Source organism: Thalassovita sp. ABM4_323 (genome assembly GCF_056158665.1).
Window position 1 is genome coordinate 3156285 of record NZ_JBSWTS010000007.1, and the last position, 20911, is coordinate 3177195.

The following is a 20911-nucleotide window of genomic DNA, read 5'->3' on the forward strand; positions in this document are numbered from 1 at the left end:
ATGTTAGCGGCTCAGGTGACGCGCGATTTAACCTGATATTTCGGATCGCGCCACAGCTCGCCCCCGATCACCTCTTCGATGATGGCCGCAGCGGCGCGGATATCATCCGCATCCAGATAGAGCGGCGTGAAACCAAAGCGCATGATGTCCGGCGCGCGGAAATCCCCGATCACCCCGCGATCAATCAACGCTTGCATGGCCGCGTAACCGTCTGGAAACGAAAAAGAAACCTGCGATCCACGCTGCGCTGCATCGCGCGGCGAGGCCAGGGTCAGCTGTGGGCAACGGGCCTCGACCTCGGCAATGAACAGCTCGGACAATTCGATCGAGGCCGCGCGGATATCGGCCATCTGGACCCCTTCCCATGCGTCCAAAGCCGCGTCCAGCAACGACAGCTGCACGATGGGCGGCGTGCCGACGCGCAGACGCTCGGTGGACATGGCGGGGCGGTATCCCAGCTCCATCGCAAAGGGCGCGTCATGCCCCATCCACCCGGCCAGCGCGGGCTGAATGCTGTCCACAATATCGGGTCGGGCATAGATAAAGGCCGGCGCGCCGGGACCGCCATTGAGATATTTATAAGTGCAGCCCACAGCGAATTCCGCGCCGCAGCCCGCCATGTCAACCGGCACCGCACCCGCGCTATGGGCCAGATCCCAGATCATCACGGCGCCAGCCTCGTGCGCGGCCTTGGTGATCGCGACCATGTCATGCATCCGACCCGAGCGATAATCGACCTGCGTCAGCATCACCACGGCGATGTCTTCGGTGATGGCTGCGGCCACGTCTTCGGGTGCGGGGGTGCGCAGCTGGTAGCCCCTGTCGATGGTCCCGATCAGCCCTTGCGCCATGTACAGATCGGTTGGGAAGTTCCCGTTATCTGACAGGATCACCCGCCGATCCGGGCGCATTTTCAGCGCGGCATCCAACGCCTGATACACCTTGATCGACAGGGTATCGCCCGTCGCAACCGAGCCCTCGGGCGCCCCGATCAGATGACCGATCCGATCCCCCACCCGTTTGGGCAGGGAAATCCAATCGGCTGTGTTCCAGGCCCGGATCAGTTCGTTTCCCCATTCGTGGGTGATTACCTGCCCTGCCCGTTCCGCGGCACCACGCGGCAGCGGACCCAGGGAGTTTCCATCCAGATAGATCACACCCTGGGGCAGATCGAACAGGTCTTTGCGGGGCAGCATCACAGCTCTCCTCTCAGGTGCCACAGCTCGGGGAACAGCTCGACCCCCAGCATCCGGCGCAGATATTGCACGCCCGAGGTGCCCCCGGTGCCGCGTTTAAAGCCGATCACCCGTTCCACCGTGGTGACGTGGTTGAAGCGCCAGCGACGGAAGTAATCCTCAAGGTCGACCAGCTTTTCGCCCAGTTCATAGAGCGTCCAATGCCTGTCGATGTCTTCGTACACCAGCTTCCAGCGGGCCTGGATTTCCGGGTCGGCTGCATGAGGCGCCTCCAGAACCGGGCTCGGCACATTGTCCTCGTGCCCGTCCACGGTACGGAACAACAGCCGCACCACTTCGTCATAGAAACTGGGACGTGACAGCTCGTCACGCAGCATCTTATGCACCTCGGGCAGATGTTCGTGCGGTTGCAACATGTTGGGATTGCGGTTGCCCAGCACGTATTCGATCATCCGGTATTGATAGCTTTGAAACCCCGAGGACGGGCCCAGGGCCTCGCGAAAGCGCGTATAATCCGCCGGGGTCATGGTGCGCAAAACGTCCCACGCGCCGTTCAGTTGCTCGAAAATCCGGCTGACCCGCGCCAGCATTTTGAACATCTTGGCCGTGTCTCCGATCAGCAAAGCATCGCGCGCGGCGGCCAGCTCGTGAATGGCCAGCTTCATCCATAGCTCGCTGGTCTGGTGCTGGATCACGAATAGCAGTTCGTCGTGAGCATCACTTTGCGGATGCTGCTGATCCAGCAGAACCTCCAGATGCAGATAGTCGCCATAGGACATCGCATCCCGGAACGACATTTTCGCCCCGTCGGTGCGAGGGTTATACGCGTCAGAGCTCATGGATCGGCCTCCTGCCCGGTTATGCGTCGTCTTCCAGATGCTCGGTCAGATGATCCAGCCGCAGGATCATGCCCGCGACGTCATCTGCATCCAGACCGCCCAGAATCTCGTCGATCCAGGCCTCATGTGCCGCGGCGTGCTGGGCGAACAGCGCCTGCCCGCGCGGGGTCAACCGAACCAGGTTGGCGCGCCGATCACCGGGCACCGCGACGCGCAGCGCCAGCCCCTCTTGGGTCAGCTTGTCCACGATCCCGGTGACATTACCGTTGGACACGCGCAGCAGTTTGGAGATCTCGCTCATCTTCAGCCCGTCGGGCGCGCGCGACAGGGCCGACATCACATCGAACCGAGGCAGCGTCCAATCGCATTCGCTGCGCAACCTGCGGCGGATCTCTCCTTCGACCAGACTGCTGGCCTTCAGCAGCTTCAGCCACAGGCGCAGCCGCTCTTTGGAAATCGGTTGCTCTGGGTTCGAGGGGTTGGTCTGAGTGGTCATACGCGTATCATCTCCGCTTCGCGATCGGCCAGTCGCCAGGCCTGATCCCGGCCCGCCAGATATGGCAGCGGCCAGTCTGGCGCAGCCCGGTCACCGATCTTGGCGCCTTCGTGCAAGGCCCAGTATGGATCAGCCAGATGCGGACGTCCAACAGCAACCAGATCGGCCCGCCCCGCCATCAGGATCGAGTTGGCGTGGTCGGCCTCGTAGATATTGCCGACGGCCATGGTGCTGATGCCTGCCTCGTTGCGGATGCGGTCGCTAAAGGGTGTCTGGAACATGCGCCCATAGATCGGTTTCGCCTGGGTCGAGGTCTGGCCGGCCGACACATCGATGATGTCTGCGCCCGCGGCCTCGAACATGCGCGCGATCTCGACGGCCTCGTCCGGGGTCACGCCATCGTCGCCCACCCAGTCATTCGCCGAGATCCGCACCGACATGGGTTTGGTTTCTGGCCAGACAGCACGCATCGCGGTGAACACTTCCAACGGATAGCGCATCCGGTTATCCAGACTGCCACCATACGCATCCGTCCGCACGTTTGACATGGGCGAGATAAACGAAGAGATCAGATAGCCATGCGCGGCGTGCAGTTCGATCATGTCAAAGCCCGCACGCTCGGCCATCTGCGCCGAAGCGACGAACTGATCGCGCACCACGTCCATTTCAGCCCGCGTAATTTCGCGCGGCGTCGCGTTGTTCTGCGACCATGGAAGGGCCGAGGCGCTGACGATGTCCCAGTTGCCGTTTTCCAACGGCGCGTCCATGTCCTCCCACCCTAGCTGGGTCGAGCCCTTGCGCCCTGAATGGCCAATCTGACAGCAGATTTTCGCGTCAGTTTCCGTGTGCACGAAATCGGTCAGGCGCTTCCAACCGGCCTCGTGTTCGAGGGCATAGAGGCCCGGACAGCCGGGCGTGATCCGCCCTTCGGCCGACACGCAGGTCATCTCGGTATAGACCAGCCCAACGCCGCCCTTCGCGCGCTCGCCATAATGGATCAGGTGCCAGTCACCCGGCGTGCCGTCGACCGCTTTGTACTGCGCCATCGGGGACAGAACGATGCGGTTCTTCAGCTCCATCTCGCGCAGTTTGAACGGTGCAAACATGGGTGCACGGACGGGCGCATTGTCCACCACACCCGCTTGCGCTTGAAACCATTTTTCCGCCGATTCCAACCACTTAGGGTCGCGCAAACGCAGGTTTTCATGGCTGATCCGTTGCGAGCGTGTCAGCAGGGAATAGTTGAACTGAACCGGATCCAAATCCAGATAGCGTTCGACCTGCTCGAACCACTCCAACGAATTGCGCGCCGCCGATTGCAGGCGCAAAACCTCGAGCCGCCGTTCTTCCTGATACCGCTCAAAAGCACCCTGCATCGTGGTTTCGGATTGCAGGTAATTCGCCAGCGAAATCGCGCTGTCAAAGGCCAATCGCGATCCCGACCCGATCGAGAAATGCCCCGTCGCCGCCGCATCCCCCATCAGCACGATATTGTCGTGATACCACTGTTCGCAAATCACCCGAGGAAAGTTCATCCACACCGCCGAGCCCCGCAAATGCGTGGCATTCGACATCAGGTCATGCCCGTCCAGATGGGCCGCAAAAATCTTGCGGCAAGTCTCGACCGTTTCCTCCTTGGACATGTGCTCGAACCCCCAGTTGTCCCAGGTGTCCTGCTGACATTCCACGATGAAGGTCGCTGTGTTGTCGTCAAACTGATAAACATGCGCCCACAGCCAGCCGTGCTCGGTTTTCTCAAAAATAAAGGTAAAGGCGTCGTCGAATTTCTGGTGCGTCCCCAGCCAGATAAACTTGCACTCGCGCATGTCGATATCGGGGCGGAATTCCTCGGCCAGCGCCGTGCGTGTGCGCGAATTGATCCCGTCGGTCGCCACCACCAGATCATAGTCATCCTTGAAGTCCAGCGCGGTGTCGAACTCGGTTTCAAAGCGCATCTCAACGCCCAGTTCACGCGCCCGTTCCTGCAAAAGGATCAGCATCTGACGCCGCCCGATGCCAGCAAACCCGTGCCCTCCTGAAACCGTCCGCACGCCGTTGTGAACCACGGCGATATCGTCCCAATAAGCAAAGTGATCGCGGATCGCCTGGGTGCTTTGCGGGTCGTTCCCCTGCATTTGTTCCAGCGCGTCATCGGACAGAACCACCCCCCAGCCGAACGTGTCATTGGCGCGGTTGCGCTCGATCACCACCACCTCGTGCGCGGGGTCGCGCAGCTTCATCGAGATCGCAAAGTAAAGTCCGGCGGGGCCGCCACCCAAACAGGCTATGCGCATAAGGTTCTCCTTGTCGATGACTGGATCGCTTGTGGGACCAGCCTATGCGAGTCGGATTTTTATTTCAAACATAAAATATCTATGCATGAAGCTAATACACGCAATGCATCAGACCCCAATGTATTGCTTCGAGATTTCCTCGCTCAGATCCCCCCAAGCCCCCATCCAAGCGGTGCGCCCCCGCAGCAAAACCACGCCTTTGTCAGCCACTTGTCCCAGTTCTTTCAACGACTTATCGACCACAAGAATCGACATGCCCGTTTCCTGTTTCAGCTTGGCAATCGCCGCCCAGATTTCCTGACGGATCAGGGGCGCCAGACCTTCTGTGGCCTCGTCCAGAATCAAAAACCGCGGATTGGTCATCAGGGCGCGGCCGATGGCCAGCATCTGTTGCTCCCCGCCGGACAGGGACACGGCCCGCTGGTTTTCGCGTTCCCCCAAGCGGGGAAAGAACTCGGCCACGGATTTCAGGGTCCAATCGCCGGGCCGGGCCGCCGCGATCAGGTTTTCGCGCACGGTCAGATCAGCAAAGCAGCGGCGCCCTTCAGGGACCAGACCAATGCCCAAACGCGCGACCTTGTGACTTGGCAACCTCTGCAGATCATGCCCGTCAAAGCAGAGCCCCCCCTGCGAGGGGATCATTCCGCAGATGGCCTTGATCGTCGTGGTTTTCCCCATGCCGTTGCGCCCCATCAGGGCCACGACTTCACCCTGCCCGACCTCGAGCGAGACATCAAACAGCGCCTGCGCGGTGCCATAGGTGGCGGTCAGGTTTTCGATACGCAGCAGGCTCATGCGTCCTCTCCCAAATAGGCTTCGCGCACCTCTCGGCTGGCGCGGATTTCGTCCACGGTGCCGCTGGCGATGACCTTGCCGTAGACCAGCACGCTGATCCGATCGGCCAGTGCGAACACCGCGTCCACATCGTGCTCCACCAGCAGGATCGGAGCCTCGGCGCGCAGGCCATCCAGGAACGCGGTCAGGTTCTTCGAGCCCTCGATCCCCAGCCCCGCCATCGGTTCATCCATCACGAACGCCTTGGGGGTCAGGGTCAGTGCCACCGCAACCTCGAGCTGACGGCGTTGACCATGGCTCAGGTCGGCGCAGCGGGTCTGGGATTCGGCCTCCAACCCGACGCGTTGCAGGGCTGTCATCGCGCGGTCCAGCAGCGCGGTATCACGTGTGACGTTGCCCCAGAACCGCCAGGGCCGTGCCGAATGGCCCAAGGCCCCCAACAACACGTTTTCCAGGACGCTGTCTTCCATCGCCAGGGCCGAGATCTGGAACGTCCGCCCCAGCCCAGCCCGCGCCCGCACGGCCACGCCATCGACGGTCACGTCCCGGCCCAACAGATGCACGCTGCCAGTATCGGGCTGCAATGCACCGCTGATCTGGCCGATCAGGGTGGATTTGCCCGCGCCGTTGGGGCCGATGATGGCGTAAATCTCTCCTGGCTTCAGCGAGATCGACACATCATCCGTGGCCTTCAGCGCCCCAAAGGACTTGTTCAGCCCGCGCGTTTCAAGGATCGGATCAGACATGCGGCCCCTCCTTTCCGGTCAAAAGCCCCACCAGGCCGCCACGCGCGAACAGCACGATCAGCAGCAAGATAATCCCCAAGAAAACGTGCCAGAAATCGGTCAGCCCGCCCAGCACGTGCTCGAGCAATACAAACAGCCCGGCGCCAACCACCGGCCCCATCAAACGCCCGACGCCGCCGATGATGATCAGCACCATCAACTCGCCCGACAGCTGCCAGCTGAACATGGTCGGGCTGACAAAGCGGTTGAGATCGGCAAACAGCGCCCCCGCCAGCCCGGTCACGGCGCCCGAAATCACGAAGGCCACCAGCTTGAGCCGCATTGGGGACAGACCGATCGCCTCGACCCGCTCGGGGCGTTGGCGCGCGGCGTTCAACGCCAGCCCAAAGGGCGATCCCCGCAACCGCGCATTCAGGAACAGCGCCGCGCACAGCAGGGCGAAACACAGGCCGAAGAACTGGATCGGCACCAGCGTATTCAACCCCGGAAACCCGTTGCGCACATAGATCGACAGCCCGTCCTCGCCGCCATAGGCTGGCCAACTAATCGCGAAGAAAAAGAACATCTGCCCAAAGGCCAGCGTGATCATGATGAAATAGACGCCGCTGGTACGCAGGCTCAGCAGCCCGATGCCCAGGGCCGCCAGTGCCGAAGCGAGGACCGCAACCAGCCAAATGATCGGCATGGACTTGGTGCCCTCGACCGTGAACAGGCCCAGATCCAGCGGAGTGTAGCTTTGGGCATGCGAGGCCAGGATCCCCATCGCATAGCCGCCCAGCCCGAAAAACGCCGCATGGCCCAGGCTGACCAGCCCGCCAATCCCCAGCGCGATGTTCAGACCAACGGCAGCCAGCGCCAAAACGGCCGCACGAGTTGCCAGCGTGATGGTAAAGGGTTCGTCCGCGACCAGCGCCCACAGGGGCACGGCCAGAAACGCCGCCAAAACCAAGGCATTCAGAATACGTTCAGGGATCATCAGCGTGCTCCGAACAGGCCCGAGGGGCGCCAGATCAGAACTGCGCTCATCAGGATGTAAACCGCCATCGAGGCCAGCGACGCACCCACCTGGGTGGCGGCATCCGGAGCCATGAACAGCTTGAAGAGTTGCGGCAGAAAAACCCCGCCCAGCGTATCGGTCAGACCGACCAGAATGGCGCCGATAAAGGCGCCTTTGATGGACCCGATTCCGCCAATCACGATCACCACGAAGGCCAGGATCAGGATGGGCTCTCCCATACCGACCTGCACCGATTGCAGCGCACCGACCAGCGCCCCGGCCAACCCGGCCAGCGCGGCCCCAAGGGCAAATACCAGCGTATAAAGCTTTGAAATATCAACGCCCAAGGCGGCAATCATCTCGCGGTCATTCTCTCCGGCGCGGATCTGGATGCCGATCCGTGTGCGCGCGTTCAGCCACCACAGGCCCAGCGCCACAGCGATGCCGATCAGGATGATCGCCAGTCGATACAGCGGATACTGGATGCCCCCCGGCAATGTGATCGGGCCGGACAGCGCATCGGGGATATCCAGAAACAATGGAAACGAGCCAAACACCCAGCGCGTGCCCTCGGAGAACACCAGGATCAGCGCAAAGGTCGCCAGCACCTGATCCAGATGGGCGGCCTTGTACAGCCGTCGCATCACCACGATTTCCACGATCGCCCCGGCCAGAGCCGCCGCGCCCAGCGCCGCGCCCAGCGCCAGCAGGAAAGACCCGGTCCAGCCCGCAACAGCCGCCGCGGCAAAGGCTCCGACCATGTACAGCGATCCGTGAGCCAGGTTGATCAGCCCCATCACGCCAAAGATCAGCGTCAGCCCCGCCGCCATGAGGAAAAGCATGACGCCAGATTGCAAACCGTTCAGGATTTGCTCGATTATCAATATGAATGACATGAGAGTGTCCGCGCTTGGCCCCGCCCCGGACAGATGCCGGGGCGGGTCAGGTCACATTACATTTTGCAGTCAGCGGCATAGGCGTCCGCGTGGTTTTCCAGCGCAGCACCCAGGATTTTGTTGGTATAGACGTCGCCCTCTTTCACAACTTCGCGGGCATAGATCGTCTGCACCGGATGGTGGTTGTTGCCAAAGGCAAAGTCACCCCGAACGCTGTCGAACTCGGCCGCCTTCAGCGCGGCGCGGAAGGCCTCGGCATCCCCGACATCCGCCTTGTCCATGGCGCTGAACAGCAGGTTCGCCGTATCAAACCCCTGACTGGCATACAGCGAGGGCAGACGACCATATTCGGCCTGGAAGCTGGCGACAAACGCCGTGTTGGCCGCGTTCTCGATATCCTTGTTCCATTGCGAGGTGTTCACCACCCCCATCGCCGCGTCGCCCACCGCTTGCAGGATCCCCTGATCAAAGCTGAAGGCCGGGCCCACGACCGGCAGGTCCACACCGCTGTCGGCATATTGCTTGAGGAAAGAAATCCCCATGCCGCCAGGCAGGAAGAAGAACACGCTGTCCGCCCCCGAGGCACGGATCTGTGCAATCTCGGCGGCATAGTCCGTCTGGCCCAACTTGGTATAGATTTCACCCGCCAGCTCGCCCTCGAAGAAACGCTTATAGCCGGTCAGTGCATCCTTACCCGCAGGATAGTTGGGCGCCAGGATGAACGAATTCTTGTACCCCGCCCCGTTGGCATAGCTACCTGCGGCCTCGTGCAGGTTGTCGTTCTGCCAGGCCACATTGAAATAGTTCGGATGACAGCCCTTGCCAGCCAGCGCCGAGGGCCCCGCATTGGGCGACAGATAGAATTTGCCCTGCGCCGTGGCGGCGGGCACCACTGCCATCGCCAGATTGGACCAGATGATGCCGGTCAGCACGTCAACTTTTTCCGATTGGATCATCTTGTCGGCCAGTTGCACGGCGATGTCCGGCTTGCGCTGATCGTCCTCGATCACCACCTCCAGATCGTCGCGCCCGGCCTGCTTTACGGCCAACATAAAGCCGTCGCGCACATCAATCCCCAGGCTCGAGCCCCCGCCCGACAAGGTGGTGATCATCCCCACCTTCACATCCGCCTGGGCGACCGAGGCCGTCATGGCCGTCGCAAGTAGTGCCGCAGTCAGTTTTTTCATCACAAAATTCCCTGTTGCAAGTGCCACTTAATGTGGCTTCTTTAGGTGGTGGGCTGTTCCGCCTTTGGCTTGCGGCCAAATCTGGTTCAGGGCCCTCGCCCGGTCATTCCACGCAAAAACCACCCACATGGCAAGCAGGTTAATGGGGTGAAATTTTATTTCAAGCCTAAAATTTCAAGCCTAAAATACAATGCAACAACCGGCACTTACCACCGGTTTGCGCGAATCCTGATCCAAAACCCCATTCTCACTCCCCAACAAAGCAGCAAGTGATGACTGCTTGCCGCCAGACGCCCAGGCAATCCGTCGCACGCTTTCCACCGGCTGATACAAGACCACGCTTTTCGCTGTTGCCTCGTCCCGGTCCCGGGGCAACCTGTTGTTCATCACTGCGTGCAAGAACGGACGCAGATCGAGCGATCCGCTGATCGACAGAGCCTGCCCGTTACGCGCCAGACCCCCAAATGGCAGCGTGCGGTCCTGCGCAAGCGCGAGAACGTCACCGGTGTCGCCTTCGGCAGCTGCTATTCTCTATAGGGTTGCCACGCGACGATCGCGCCCGGTTCGGAATTCCCCCCTGCACCACGCCCTGCCCCAAGATTTCGAGGTCGGAGCCAGCAGGACGGATTGCGCTCGACGCGCCGATGGTTTAAACGCCCATCGTGGTCCGCGAGTCACGCCATGTCAGTCGTTGAAATGGTGCGGTTCAAAGCCCATCAGCCAAGAAGACACCCCGTCTTCTGCGGCTTGCCCCTATAGCTCAGCTGGTAGAGCAACTGATTTGTAATCAGTAGGTCCGCGGTTCGAGTCCGTGTGGGGGCACCATTTATCTATTTAATTCAATTGGTTGCGTGGATGCTCGCTGACGCAGCGAACACCCTTGAAATTCCGGAAGCTTATCGGAAGCCGATATCAGCTTGTTTTCGCCCGTTGCAAATGAATCACGCTTTGAGGATTTTCGTATACCGGCTTGAGCACTTTTGACCTCCGAAATCGACATCCTTTGCGCCGACGCGAAAAACGGGAGCATCACAGCTTTCGACTTTTCAACATAACGGGCGGAAAACGGACGTTCGCTGCACTTGCTCGCATCGATGTCCAGAATGGTGAAAGCGGTCATTGAGGGCTGCCCGAGCATATGTGGAAACTGCATGTAGATATGTGCGAAATGTATCACTTTATTGACTGAACTTATGGGGAGTTATGGTTTTGCAGGGTGTGCAAAACCATAGCTTTTATTGATTGATAATACCGCGCTAAGCGATGAAAATATCGTCTGCCATGAGGGTCGGCGCGCCGTCTAAGGTGGCGATGATCTGCGCTGCGTCGCCACCGCTTCCGTCTGCGTCATAGCGCAGGGTTGTGCCGTCAAAGGTAAATCGGTGATCCGCCGTGGTGGCCGCGCTGCCGAGGTGAAAGGCCTCCGCATCAACCACCCCACGGGCCACATTCACCAAGGCCCCTTTGATCACGATCCGGTCTTCGCCAGTCGTAAAATCGGTGATCGTGTCGGCGTGCTGCGCGCCCAACGGGTCGGTGAACATGAACTCATCCGCCCCCGCGCCGCCCGTCAGCGTGTCGTTCCCGGTGCGACCGTTAAGGCTGTTATTCGCGGCATTGCCCTGCACCAGATTGTCGAGGTTATTGCCGATGGCCGTCAGCCCGTTCACCGCCTGGCCATTCCTGCCGATCACGTCTTGCAGAAGGATATCTTCGATGCCAAATGCCAGCCTAAAGCTGTTATGGGCAAGCACCGTGTCATGGCCGTTCACAGCGGCGTTCAGGGTTTTTTGACGGACGCTCAGGCCGACCTCTTGGGCGATGTCGCCCCTGTGGCGCAGGATATAGGTGTCGTCGCCCAAACCGCCGATCAGCGTGTCGATGCCGCGCCCGCCGTCCAGAATGTTGTTCCCCGCATTGCCGGTGATGGTATTGCCAAGCCCGTTGCCGGTGCCGCTCACTGCGTTGCCGGTCAGGGTGAGATCTTCGATATGGCTGCGGCCCATCGCGAAATCGATGGATGAAATCACGCTGTCGCGGCCCAACCAGCTGCTGCTTTCCTGTACCTGATCGCCGATGTTGTCGACATAGTAGGTGTCCGCAGCGTAGCCGCCTTTCATCACGTCCGCACCCGCGCCACCGTCCAGCGTATCGTCCCCGTGGTCACCGATCAGCGTATCAACGCCCAGACCCCCCTCGAGCAAATCATGGCCCCGCAATCCGCGCAGGTTGTCCTGCCCTTCTATGCCGATCAGGTGGTCATCCCGCGTGGTTCCGATCAGGGCATCGTTGCCGTCTGTGCCGACGATCGCCGTCAGGGCCGACGACAGATTGGCAAGGTCGATCGATCCGTCACGCGCACCATCCGCGACATCCAGGTTGTTCAGAGTGGCACCGCCAAACACCACGTAGGTTTCGCCGCTGTTGTACTGCCCGTTTGCATGGGCCCCAAAGGCCCCGATCAGAATATCGTCGATGCCATCGTCATTCACATCGCCAGCGCCGGAGACTGACCAACCAGAAAAGTCACCCACATCAATGCCCTTCAGGATAAACCCGTTGCTACCGTCCAAATCGGCCAGATCGACGCTGGCGTCAAAGCCGGACGCGCGGCCAAACACCAAATAGCTTTCGCCGCTACCTCTCGGCCCGTCTATCGGCTCGTTTGCATCGATATCGCGGGGGGCCCCGATCAGGACGTCATCAAAGCCATCGCCATTCACATCGCCAGCACCGGAGACTGCGAAACCAGACTGATCACCTTCATCAATGCCATTCAGGACAAAGCCGTTGCTGCCATTCAAATCGGCCAGATCGATACTGGCATCAAAGCCGGACGCGCGGCCAAACACCACGTAGGTTTCGCCGATATCATATAACTCGCGGGTGTGGTGAGTGTCCTCCCCGATTGCAGTGGCGTAGCGGGCCCCAATCAGGATATCATTGATGCCATCACCATTCACATCGCCAGCGCCGGAGACTGCGGAAGCAGACGCGTCATTGCCATCAACGCCATTCAGGACAAAGCCGTTGCTGCCATCCAAATCGGCCAGTTCGATACTGGCGTCAAAGCCGGACGCGCGGCCAAACACCACGTAGGTTTCACCGGTATGATCCCACCCGTTTCCATCGCCACCGGGGCTCCCAATCAGAATATCGTCGATGCCATCGCCATTCACATCGCCAGCGCCGGAGACTGCGGAACCAGTATCCGTATGTCGCTCAATGCCCTTCAGGATGAACCCGTTTCTGCCATCCAAATCGGCCAGATCGATACTGGCATCAAAGCCGGACGCACGGCCAAACACCACGTAGGTGTCGCCACTCCAAATCCGCCCGTTTACTTCGGCATTTGGGGCCCCGATCAGGACGTCATCAAAGCCATCGCCATTCACATCGCCAGCACCGGAGACTGCGAAACCAGACTGATCACCTTTATCAATGCCATTCAGGACAAAGCCGTTGCTACCGTCCAAATCGGCCAGTTCGATACTGGCGTCAAACCCGGACGCGCGGCCAAACAAAACATAGGTTTCGCCGCTGTTGTACTGCCCGTTTGCATCGGCATCAACGGCCCCGATCAGGATATCGTCGATGCCATCGCCATTCACATCGCCAGCGCCGGAGACCGACCAACCAGATAAGTCAACCTCATCAATGCCCTTCAGGATAAACCCGTTGCTGCCATCCAAATCGGCCAGATCGAAATTGGCGCCAAAGCCGGAAACGCGGCCAAAGACAACATAGGTTTCGCCGATACCGTACTGCCCGTTTCCATCGCCCCCAAGGGGGGCTCCAATCAGAATATCGTCGATGCCATCGCCGTTGACATCCCCGGCACCGGAGACTGACCAACCAGAATTGTCACCAACATCAATGCCGTTCAGAGTAAACCCGCCATACTGCGCCATAGTCACGCCCTCAATCATCCAAAAACCAATAGCCACACGCTACCCCACGGCCCCACCCAAGTCCACCTGGCGTTGAGGAGCGAGATACTCCGCAACCTCCGGCATGTGAGCGGATGGTGATTGGTGCTAACCCGACAAGGCCGGGCCTCACACGCAGGGTTGTTGCGCATGTCTCTGGGAGCTTCGTAGCGGTATCTGGCCATTATGCACAGCGCGGTTGTCAGACCGACCCCACGCCCCCAGTTTGGCATCAGACGCTGCGAGATTTCGGGCACTTGGAAGGTTGGATTTCTTGAAAAGACACCAATCTGAGCGCCAGTCTCTGTTTGCGACAAACACCGCCAAGGCAGCCACCAGACAAGTAAACACAGGACCGAGAAACAATGGCAAGGGCAGCCTGAGGATAGGTCCCGCACTCTCACCTTGAGTTATGCAAGGGTCACACGGGCGCAGCGAATGGCCGGTTGGCGGAAGCTGTACTGCGGCGCTCGACTAAATTGGCAAGGTCCGGTTTGGGCCGAATGCACCAAAAGGAACGAACTTTTCCGCACCTTTTGTTACATTCCGATACCATTCCTACCGCCTATTTAAGAAAATACCTGCAAAATTTATGCAACATTTCCTAACTTTTGTATGCTTTTCCTGCCTTATCCGACAAAGACGTATCGGTCCTTTGCATCCTGCAACTGTTTGGCCGTTTTCTCAGGGTGCGCCTTGGCCTCGAATGTCATGTCTTTTGCGGTTTTGGCAAAGAACGCGTCCAGGTCGTCCCAGGCATGCCCGCGCAGGGCCGCGAGGGTAAGGCTACAACCCAAAATGTTGCGAAAGATCATGTTGATATTGACCTGCCCCCCGAAATCTCCCGCACTTTAATGTAGAGTTTGCTCAACCTCTTGAAGGAGCAAACAAATGCGAAAGAGCCGTTTCACTGAAGCCCAGATCATTGGGATGATCAAAGAACAAGAAGCCGGGATTCCGACGGCGGAGGTGTGCCGCAAGCATGGCCTGAGCCAGGGCACGTTCTACAAATTCAAATCCAAGTATGGCGGCATGGAAGTGTCTGATGCGGCCAAGCTGAAGGCGATGGAGGACGAGAACGCCAAGCTTAAACGTCTGCTGGCCGATGCCATGCTGGACAACGTTGTGCTGAAGGATTTGCTGGGAAAGAGTTGACGACGCCGAATGAGCGGCGAGAGGCAGCGCTCAGGGCGATGCGGGATCATGACATCTCGCAACGCCGGGCCTGCCGACTTGTCGGTGTCGATCCGAAGACGGTCCGGCGTGAACGCCCGCCGGACAATCCTGAGATACGCAAGGAGATGAAGGCCGTCGCGGCCAAACGGCGTCGGTTTGGCTACCGCCGGATCGGCGTGATGCTGGAGCGCGAAGGATACGTGATGAACCACAAGAAGCTGTATCGGCTGTACACCGAGGAGAAGCTGGGCGTTCGGCGACGGCGTGGACGGAAACGGGCGCGTGGGTCTCGAACACCAATGCCAGAGGCTTTGAGGCCAGGCGAACGTTGGTCGATGGACTTCCTGTCGGACACGTTCGGGGCATCACGCCGGTTCCGCATCCTGGCCGTCAATGACGATTTCTGCCGTGAGAACCTGTGCCTGATGGCCGACACCAGCATCTCGGGTGCCCGGGTTGCGCGTGAGTTGGATGCGCTTGTGCGTATCTATGGCAAGCCTGCCAGCATTGTCAGCGATAACGGGACTGAGTTCACAAGCCGGGCAATCCTGAAATGGGCGAACGACAACGGCGTCGACTGGCACTACATTGATCCGGGCAAGCCACAGCAGAATGCCTTCATCGAGTCATTCAACGGCAGCTTGCGCGACGAATGTCTAAATGAAGAGATGTTCGAAAGTCTGGATGATGCGCGTCGAAAACTGGCGCTCTGGCGGTACGACTACAACAACGTCAGGCCGCACTCATCTCTCGGAAACAAAACGCCCGCAGAAGCGCGCCGAACGCTTGAGCAATTTGAGAGCTCCGCGTCCGGCGCGCTTGCCCAAATTGACGACCAAGACTATGAAAACCAGACCCGCAGACTCTCGTTATGAATGAGGGAGCCTCGGGGGGCAGGTCACCTCTTCTATTCTAATGGTGCGCGAAGGGTTGGAATCCCTCTTAAACGGGTATGGTATTATCTCAGCATCCAGCTCTTGGCCAATTTCAACGAGAAGCGCAGAAGCCGCAATTATGTCAGGTGCAACGATTGCAGAAATGTTGTCGGCCGAAATCTGGATTGATCGTTCATGTTGAACTTCGACAATTGCACTCCTTTCGTCCACCTCGTTGCTTTCTGGGGAGTTAATTATTTCAACCAACTTGAGAGAAGAGAAGCTTAGATTATTTGACAATTCTTCGCTGACCTCCTCAGGTATATGTCCGGATAGGTAGTTTGAAATTGTGTGATAGAGACTTGCGGCAATTCTTTCTGGCCCATTGCTATCACTAGTTACGCGATATTGGTCCAATTCCAACTCCTCCTCTAGTGCGAACTGCTTTGCTGTAAACGATGCCGCGCCAGTATCGAAAGGGAAAGTATCAAATGGTTGCATTAGGCTTCCTCGCTCGACTAGGAAGCAAATTGGTGCCGAGGAGAGCTTCTTATTCTGAGATCTCGGATCACCAGTACGATACCCCGGAATTCCCCAGTACAGATAGAGAATGTCCTTTCCCATAACTTTGCATGGTCTGGGGGAAAGGCTTTCAGTTTCCAAAATTTTCTCAAACACTGTTCCACGCGCAGTATGGAATACTGGTAATTCGTTCAATGGTGCATGGCGTGAAACGAAGTTCACAAAAGTCTCAGGCTTTCGCATTCAAGAAATGCCTCGCTATTCTATCTTCAATTTGGGCTGTTGTCGTTTCGCCTTCGGCCAACTTGACTGACCACGGACGACCCGGATGCAGAATGTCCCAAGGGGACCGATGCTGAGTCGCGCGGCGTTTTCCAGGATCGTTGTTGCCGAAGCCATCAACCACGACATTCCAGAGTGGGCGATACCACGAGATCAGCATCCGTTCCGCCATCCTAACCCACACATCGTCGAGGACGAGGTAGCGGCAACGGAAGTCGCCCACGTCGAGGTTTTCGGCCTGTGTCACCGAGGTCGAGTGTTTTCGCAACCGGTCAGAGAGCGCGGGGCCAGCGGGTGCGTCCCAATCACCGCCGCGCCGACCGCCCTTGGGATCGGCCTTGCCGACGTATATCGGTGCTTCCATCCGCTTGCGATTGATTTCCGCAAGCGGTCGGTATGCGTCAAAGTCGCCGAGATAATATATGGCGTAAATGCCCGCGCCCTCGAACGGCTCAGGCGGAAGCGCCTCAGGTTCCTGCCTCAGCAGCGCGCCTGCCGCGCTTTCGGCTAGGTGCTGCTTGTCCAAGGGATTGTAAGGCGTCACTTTTCTCATGTGACTTTAGTATCTGTTCCCGCACTGATTTGGCAACAACCTCAGCTAGGCGAACAGGCACCGCATTCCCCAATTGCCGCATCGTTTCCGTCCAAGATCCGTGGAAACGGAAATCGTCGGGAAATGTCTGAATGCGGGCACTCTCTCTTTCTGAGAAATAGCGGATCGAACCATCGGGACGGCGCAGCATATTCTCGCCACCGGGCACGCCATGCACGCCCGCCTTGAGGGTCTTCGCTGGTTCATCCAGCGGGCTTCCTGTGTGCCCCGGATAGGAACGTGCGCCGGGGATAAACCGATGATCGGCCACCTTGGCCGCTTCCTTGGGGTCGAACTCAGGATCAGGAATGTCCTGCAAGGCGTCGCGCACTGTCTGCCACGGCAACTCGCGCGGCTTGTCCTTCAAGCGCGCAGCACGGGCCTGCTCCCGCTCGTTCGGAACGGGGGCGATGCCGTGACGCGTCCAGTATTCACCGCTACGCCACTTCGACCAAAGCAGCGCGTCTTGCGAATGTGTGGCATCGGGGAAGTGGAACGCGGTCGCGAGATCGTCACGGATACCGACGATGAAAACCCGCTCACGCTTCTGCGGCACGCCGTAGTCGGCAGCGTTCAGGAGGCGGATCACGACGTTGTAGAGCAACCCACCGCTTGCGCCGCTGGTCTCGTAGTCCTCAAGCCGCTTGAGGTGGTCAAGCCATTCCTCGCCATCGTGCGGCGTCAGGTCAGGGTGGCGCAGACGCAGGCGGATGTATTCGAGGTAGTTCGTGAATGCCTGACGCTTGAGGCCTTTCACGTTCTCGAAGATGAAGGCCTCGGGCCGCAACTCGCGCACAGCGCGGGCGGCTTCTGGAAACATGTCGCGCGGATCGAGGAAGGCGCGATGCCTGCCGCCCATCGAGAACGGCTGGCAGGGCGGGCCTCCGGTGACGAGGTTCACCTTGCCCTTGAGCGGTGCGTAGTCGAACCGCCGCACGTCGCCCTTGTCCCAGCCGTGGAGCGGCCAGTCGGTGTTCTCGGCCAGCGTGTCACAGGCCCAGCGATCAATCTCCACGACGGCCTCATGGGTGAACCCGGCATTGCCGACCCCCAACCCGAGGCCTCCCGCGCCCGCGAACAACTCGACTGATCTCATCCCAGAAATCCTTTTATCTTCTTGGCCAGCGCATCCACGTCGGCAGTCTCACATTCCCAAATTTCCAGCACATCCCAACCCATCTCAGTTAACATCGCGTTGTTCCGCTCGTCTCGCTCCCGGTTGCCTTCCAGTTTTGGCAACCAGAAGTCCAGTCGCGATTTCGGAAGGCGTGCGAGTTTGCAGACGGGATCGGGGTGACGATGCCAGAAGCAACCATGAACGAAAATCACCTTGCGCCGCTGCCCGAACACTAGGTCTGGTTTGCCGGGTAGATCTCGACGATGCAGACGGTAACGGTATCCCAATGCGTGGGTTAGGCGACGGACATGCATTTCCGGCTTGGTGTCGCGTCCGCGAACCAAGGACATACGCTTCGAGCGTTCTTGCCGAGAAAGAGTGTCCATGCTGCATATCGTGCCTCAGCATCAATATGCACACAATATGCCGCGATGCTCAACGCTTTGTGCGGTCCTACCGACAAATTACATTGGTCAGAAATTCTCCGGTGGGTAGGCCCACTGAATTTGAAACGTCGGCGACACCCACGGGCCAACGCCGCGCCCTTCTCCTTTGCGCACGCCGTGAGAATAGCAGGTGTGCCTCACCTTCTTTGACAGCTTGTGCCGTTTACGGACACGTTCCCACGCGTCTGGTGACAACTCGGACTTGAAGAAGTGAAAACGGCTTTCTAGTTGCACCGGGCCAACTTCCTCTGAGCCATAGAGGTAGACGCGCCCGTCCTCTTCGGTAACGTTGCCCGACATGACGGTTCGAAAATTAGGTTTTTTGTAATGGCGTCCCATGATTGCCTTTGGTCCAGCAAAGCAAGCGATGCTTCTGAAAACTTGTTACATCCTTGTAACGCCAAATGCCTTCGAAGACTAATGCTTTGGCAACAAGCGGTTAGCGTCTAGCCCAAGGTATTTGTAATCAGTAGGTCCGCGGTTCGAGTCCGTGTGGGGGCACCACTTAATCCTTAAAAATCAATAAGTTACGCGAGATTTGATCGCGCGATTTTGCTGTTGGTCACGCGATTAGACATATAGCAGACATTTTGCACAGGCCGACATTGGTAGCCACAGTGGCGGTTTCGCGGGGGCGTGTATGTCGGGGCATTTAGCGACGTTGTCGCGTTGTGAACCTAGCAACAACGCGACAGACAAGCGGGATCGGCGCTTCTTAATATCAGGTGCAACAGGTGGGGCTGTCAGCCCCGATAATAAGCTGTCCAAGCCGCAGATTCGGTGAATTTTTTATCTTGGAAATGGGCTTTGCAAACGCGGGCGACGATTGCGCAAGCGCAATCGTGTGATTTGACCTTGGTTTGCGATGGTTTCTTGTCTTTATTGTACGATGCTTTGATTCCAAATTCTTTGACGAGTATGGCCACAAGCGTTTTCATCAGCGCTTTACGTTGATCACCCCCCTTGGGGGATCGCTTCTTTCCGGGTTTGGGACGATCCATGTCGTCAAGTGCTAGTCTCAGTTCTTCAAAATGCAGATGCTTGACGCCGTGACGCTTGAAAACCAATCTCATGCGGTCGATTAAATCCGCTGCCGCGTCCCATGCTGCTTGATTTTGCATTTCTGCCGCCGCGTTTAACAACCGCAATATCAAGTCCCGTTGTGCGTCGGGATCAAGAGCGCAGTAATCGTTGTAAGCGCGTAGCTTATCTGGAATCGCTGGGTAGCCAAGTTCACGGAGCAGTGCAGCGTCCTCAGAACGAATAGCGCCAATGCTGGGTTCAATAACCTTCGTTTCTCTGGGGCTATCTGACAGGTTTTCAACCGAATAGTCCGTTGGACTATCCAAAACCACTGTTGGGCAAAAACGCTTTAGTTCGTCCACGGCCCTCTTTTCGGCCTTTGCAACCTGATTTGTCAGACTGCCAACCTCACAACATTGGATTCCCGCTGCGTGATCAATGCGGTCCAGTCATCCAGCACCTTGGCACGTTGGGGCAATTGGCTGGACATGTTGTAAACCCGCGCGACCGCTGACGCCGCCGACCCTGTGGCGGCGTGATTGAGGATGCGATCCACCACACCTTCATTGGCCCCGGATCCCGCCATGACAGTGGCAAACGATGTGCGGAAATCATGAAACCGCCAAGGCTCAAGGTCAGGCAGCAGTTTGTCCAATTCTCGCTTCATCTTGCTGAACCCTGAAACCGGGCTGTTGCCTGTGGTCGTGAAAAGCAAATCCCATTCGCCTTGCTGGGGCAGTTCAGCCAGTGCGGCCTCTGACAAGTGAACGATATGGGCGCGTCCTGATTTGGTGCGAGCAGCAGGCAGGGTGAAGCGCTGCTTCTCCAGTTCGACCTCAGACCAGCGAAGGTGCGCAATGTCCGAGCGGCGTTGCGCGGTTAGGATGAGTAGGCGAACTATCGGTGTCCACAGGGGGCTAAGGAACTCGGCGGCGTCATAGATGGCTCGGATTTCGTCCAGCGTCAGAACTCGGTCGCGTGGCTTCTCCCGCACCGCGTTGGACAGACCTGCACCGATGTTCTCGTCCGTATATGACCGTTGCCACGCGAACAATCAAGTGCAGTTGCGCGCTCTACGGGCGGCCAAACAATTTCGACCATCCGTGCTTGGGAGTGATGCAGCGGCACGCATCGCAGCGCTGCCGCCGGAAATCCGCAAGAACGTACTGCATGAAATCGCTTCGAATAGCGGAATTGAAGGCCGTTATCTTGCGACCGCAATCGCGAAGAGTGACAGTGAGCCAGAAGTGAAGGCGATGGTTGTCGATGCGCTCCTATTTCGACGGACGGACCGTCAGGTCGCTGTCTTATTGGTGGACGCAGGCGACGCGACCTACGACATCCTCGCCCAAAAGGGTCAGCTCGACGACATAGCCGTTGACGCTGTCCAGCAGGAACTCTAGCGATCGCGCGAACGGCGCACTGCTGCCGGAATATCGCACATTGAGCGCCTGCGTACGCTCGTCTACTCGCCAGGCGGAGATGAAGGCGACGCCGAGATTG

Annotated in this window: 21 protein-coding genes and 1 tRNA gene; 3 read left to right on the forward strand and 19 right to left on the reverse strand. The window is 58.7% G+C overall.

What is annotated here, in order from left to right:
- Nucleotides 1-11 precede the first annotated feature (11 nt).
- The 9 genes from kynU to ACXADQ_RS18130 all read right to left on the reverse strand — a co-directional run bounded on the left by kynU (nt 12) and on the right by ACXADQ_RS18130 (nt 9446).
- Nucleotides 12-1196 carry a kynureninase gene (gene kynU, locus ACXADQ_RS18090; protein ID WP_475324370.1) on the reverse strand — a complete coding sequence of 395 codons (1185 nt, stop codon included), beginning with the start codon at nt 1194-1196 and terminating at the stop codon, nt 12-14.
- A complete protein-coding gene (locus ACXADQ_RS18095) occupies nt 1196-2035 on the reverse strand; it encodes a tryptophan 2,3-dioxygenase (RefSeq protein ID WP_475324373.1) in 840 nt (279 codons plus the stop codon). Before ACXADQ_RS18095 ends, kynU begins: the two co-directional genes overlap by 1 nt.
- A 19-nt stretch (nt 2036-2054) precedes the next feature.
- A complete protein-coding gene (locus tag ACXADQ_RS18100; RefSeq protein WP_475324377.1) occupies nt 2055-2531 on the reverse strand; it encodes a MarR family winged helix-turn-helix transcriptional regulator in 477 nt (158 codons plus the stop codon).
- Nucleotides 2528-4825 carry a bifunctional salicylyl-CoA 5-hydroxylase/oxidoreductase gene (locus ACXADQ_RS18105; protein WP_475324382.1) on the reverse strand — a complete coding sequence of 766 codons (2298 nt, stop codon included), beginning with the start codon at nt 4823-4825 and terminating at the stop codon, nt 2528-2530. The genes ACXADQ_RS18100 and ACXADQ_RS18105 overlap by 4 nt, the downstream gene beginning before the upstream one ends.
- Nucleotides 4826-4933: 108 nt before the next feature.
- On the reverse strand, nt 4934-5620 hold the full coding sequence (locus ACXADQ_RS18110; RefSeq protein WP_475324385.1) for an ABC transporter ATP-binding protein: 687 nt from the start codon (nt 5618-5620) through the stop codon (nt 4934-4936).
- A complete protein-coding gene (locus ACXADQ_RS18115) occupies nt 5617-6366 on the reverse strand; it encodes an ABC transporter ATP-binding protein (protein ID WP_475324388.1) in 750 nt (249 codons plus the stop codon). The genes ACXADQ_RS18110 and ACXADQ_RS18115 overlap by 4 nt, the downstream gene beginning before the upstream one ends.
- On the reverse strand, nt 6359-7342 hold the full coding sequence (locus ACXADQ_RS18120; protein WP_475324391.1) for a branched-chain amino acid ABC transporter permease: 984 nt from the start codon (nt 7340-7342) through the stop codon (nt 6359-6361). Before ACXADQ_RS18120 ends, ACXADQ_RS18115 begins: the two co-directional genes overlap by 8 nt.
- Nucleotides 7342-8259: a branched-chain amino acid ABC transporter permease gene (locus ACXADQ_RS18125; RefSeq protein WP_475324394.1), complete on the reverse strand. Its 918-nt coding sequence runs from the start codon at nt 8257-8259 to the stop codon at nt 7342-7344. The genes ACXADQ_RS18120 and ACXADQ_RS18125 overlap by 1 nt, the downstream gene beginning before the upstream one ends.
- Nucleotides 8260-8315: 56 nt before the next feature.
- Nucleotides 8316-9446 (reverse strand): ABC transporter substrate-binding protein, encoded by a 1131-nt coding sequence (locus ACXADQ_RS18130; protein WP_475324397.1) that lies wholly within the window; start codon nt 9444-9446, stop codon nt 8316-8318.
- 749 nt (nt 9447-10195) lie between these two features.
- Between ACXADQ_RS18130 and ACXADQ_RS18135 the strand changes: the two genes are divergently transcribed.
- Nucleotides 10196-10271: transfer RNA gene (locus ACXADQ_RS18135), tRNA-Thr, on the forward strand.
- 1 nt (nt 10272) lies between these two features.
- Here the strand turns inward: ACXADQ_RS18135 and ACXADQ_RS18140 are convergent.
- From ACXADQ_RS18140 to ACXADQ_RS18150, 3 genes are all read right to left on the reverse strand, one after another.
- On the reverse strand, nt 10273-10566 hold the full coding sequence (locus ACXADQ_RS18140) for a hypothetical protein (protein ID WP_475324401.1): 294 nt from the start codon (nt 10564-10566) through the stop codon (nt 10273-10275).
- Nucleotides 10567-10702: 136 nt separating this feature from the next.
- On the reverse strand, nt 10703-13393 hold the full coding sequence (locus ACXADQ_RS18145) for a hypothetical protein (protein ID WP_475324405.1): 2691 nt from the start codon (nt 13391-13393) through the stop codon (nt 10703-10705).
- A gap of 611 nt (nt 13394-14004) precedes the next feature.
- Nucleotides 14005-14190, reverse strand: a complete 186-nt coding sequence (locus ACXADQ_RS18150) for a hypothetical protein (protein WP_475324409.1) — start codon at nt 14188-14190, stop codon at nt 14005-14007.
- 76 nt (nt 14191-14266) lie between these two features.
- Between ACXADQ_RS18150 and ACXADQ_RS18155 the strand changes: the two genes are divergently transcribed.
- Nucleotides 14267-15426 (forward strand): IS3 family transposase gene (locus tag ACXADQ_RS18155; RefSeq protein ID WP_475324413.1). Its coding sequence is split into 2 segments (ribosomal slippage): nt 14267-14516 and nt 14516-15426, totalling 1161 coding nucleotides; the frame shifts between segments, so codons are not numbered across the junction.
- Here ACXADQ_RS18155 and ACXADQ_RS18160 read toward each other — a convergent pair.
- The 7 genes from ACXADQ_RS18160 to ACXADQ_RS18190 form a co-directional block, all read right to left on the reverse strand.
- Nucleotides 15421-16191: a hypothetical protein gene (locus ACXADQ_RS18160; protein ID WP_475324417.1), complete on the reverse strand. Its 771-nt coding sequence runs from the start codon at nt 16189-16191 to the stop codon at nt 15421-15423. The genes ACXADQ_RS18155 and ACXADQ_RS18160 overlap by 6 nt on opposite strands.
- On the reverse strand, nt 16178-16783 hold the full coding sequence (locus ACXADQ_RS18165) for an Eco29kI family restriction endonuclease (RefSeq protein WP_475324420.1): 606 nt from the start codon (nt 16781-16783) through the stop codon (nt 16178-16180). Before ACXADQ_RS18165 ends, ACXADQ_RS18160 begins: the two co-directional genes overlap by 14 nt.
- Nucleotides 16698-17918 (reverse strand): DNA cytosine methyltransferase, encoded by a 1221-nt coding sequence (locus tag ACXADQ_RS18170; protein WP_259778844.1) that lies wholly within the window; start codon nt 17916-17918, stop codon nt 16698-16700. The genes ACXADQ_RS18165 and ACXADQ_RS18170 overlap by 86 nt, the downstream gene beginning before the upstream one ends.
- Complete coding sequence (locus ACXADQ_RS18175) at nt 17915-18325, reverse strand: very short patch repair endonuclease (protein WP_475324427.1); 411 nt, start codon at nt 18323-18325, stop codon at nt 17915-17917. The genes ACXADQ_RS18170 and ACXADQ_RS18175 overlap by 4 nt, the downstream gene beginning before the upstream one ends.
- An 87-nt stretch (nt 18326-18412) precedes the next feature.
- On the reverse strand, nt 18413-18724 hold the full coding sequence (locus ACXADQ_RS18180) for a hypothetical protein (RefSeq protein ID WP_475324430.1): 312 nt from the start codon (nt 18722-18724) through the stop codon (nt 18413-18415).
- A gap of 404 nt (nt 18725-19128) precedes the next feature.
- On the reverse strand, nt 19129-19770 hold the full coding sequence (locus tag ACXADQ_RS18185; RefSeq protein ID WP_475324434.1) for a hypothetical protein: 642 nt from the start codon (nt 19768-19770) through the stop codon (nt 19129-19131).
- Nucleotides 19771-19802: 32 nt separating this feature from the next.
- A complete protein-coding gene (locus tag ACXADQ_RS18190) occupies nt 19803-20402 on the reverse strand; it encodes a site-specific integrase (protein WP_475324438.1) in 600 nt (199 codons plus the stop codon).
- A 22-nt stretch (nt 20403-20424) separates the two neighbouring features.
- Here ACXADQ_RS18190 and ACXADQ_RS18195 point away from each other — a divergent pair, with 22 nt between their 5' ends.
- Nucleotides 20425-20811, forward strand: a complete 387-nt coding sequence (locus ACXADQ_RS18195) for a hypothetical protein (RefSeq protein ID WP_475324442.1) — start codon at nt 20425-20427, stop codon at nt 20809-20811.
- The last annotated feature ends 100 nt before the right edge of the window (nt 20812-20911 follow it).

What these genes read in the sequence shown, in the direction of transcription:
- kynU (WP_475324370.1), bottom strand. Translation starts at nt 1,196, where the DNA reads ATGCTGCCCCGCAAAGACCTGTTCGATCTGCCCCAGGGTGTGATCTAT.
- ACXADQ_RS18095 (WP_475324373.1), bottom strand. Translation starts at nt 2,035, where the DNA reads ATGAGCTCTGACGCGTATAACCCTCGCACCGACGGGGCGAAAATGTCG.
- ACXADQ_RS18100 (WP_475324377.1), bottom strand. Translation starts at nt 2,531, where the DNA reads ATGACCACTCAGACCAACCCCTCGAACCCAGAGCAACCGATTTCCAAA.
- ACXADQ_RS18105 (WP_475324382.1), bottom strand. Translation starts at nt 4,825, where the DNA reads ATGCGCATAGCCTGTTTGGGTGGCGGCCCCGCCGGACTTTACTTTGCG.
- ACXADQ_RS18110 (WP_475324385.1), bottom strand. Translation starts at nt 5,620, where the DNA reads ATGAGCCTGCTGCGTATCGAAAACCTGACCGCCACCTATGGCACCGCG.
- ACXADQ_RS18115 (WP_475324388.1), bottom strand. Translation starts at nt 6,366, where the DNA reads ATGTCTGATCCGATCCTTGAAACGCGCGGGCTGAACAAGTCCTTTGGG.
- ACXADQ_RS18120 (WP_475324391.1), bottom strand. Translation starts at nt 7,342, where the DNA reads ATGATCCCTGAACGTATTCTGAATGCCTTGGTTTTGGCGGCGTTTCTG.
- ACXADQ_RS18125 (WP_475324394.1), bottom strand. Translation starts at nt 8,259, where the DNA reads ATGTCATTCATATTGATAATCGAGCAAATCCTGAACGGTTTGCAATCT.
- ACXADQ_RS18130 (WP_475324397.1), bottom strand. Translation starts at nt 9,446, where the DNA reads ATGAAAAAACTGACTGCGGCACTACTTGCGACGGCCATGACGGCCTCG.
- ACXADQ_RS18140 (WP_475324401.1), bottom strand. Translation starts at nt 10,566, where the DNA reads ATGACCGCTTTCACCATTCTGGACATCGATGCGAGCAAGTGCAGCGAA.
- ACXADQ_RS18150 (WP_475324409.1), bottom strand. Translation starts at nt 14,190, where the DNA reads ATGATCTTTCGCAACATTTTGGGTTGTAGCCTTACCCTCGCGGCCCTG.
- ACXADQ_RS18160 (WP_475324417.1), bottom strand. Translation starts at nt 16,191, where the DNA reads ATGCGAAAGCCTGAGACTTTTGTGAACTTCGTTTCACGCCATGCACCA.
- ACXADQ_RS18165 (WP_475324420.1), bottom strand. Translation starts at nt 16,783, where the DNA reads ATGAGAAAAGTGACGCCTTACAATCCCTTGGACAAGCAGCACCTAGCC.
- ACXADQ_RS18170 (WP_259778844.1), bottom strand. Translation starts at nt 17,918, where the DNA reads ATGAGATCAGTCGAGTTGTTCGCGGGCGCGGGAGGCCTCGGGTTGGGG.
- ACXADQ_RS18175 (WP_475324427.1), bottom strand. Translation starts at nt 18,325, where the DNA reads ATGGACACTCTTTCTCGGCAAGAACGCTCGAAGCGTATGTCCTTGGTT.
- ACXADQ_RS18180 (WP_475324430.1), bottom strand. Translation starts at nt 18,724, where the DNA reads ATGGGACGCCATTACAAAAAACCTAATTTTCGAACCGTCATGTCGGGC.
- ACXADQ_RS18195 (WP_475324442.1), top strand. Translation starts at nt 20,425, where the DNA reads ATGTTCTCGTCCGTATATGACCGTTGCCACGCGAACAATCAAGTGCAG.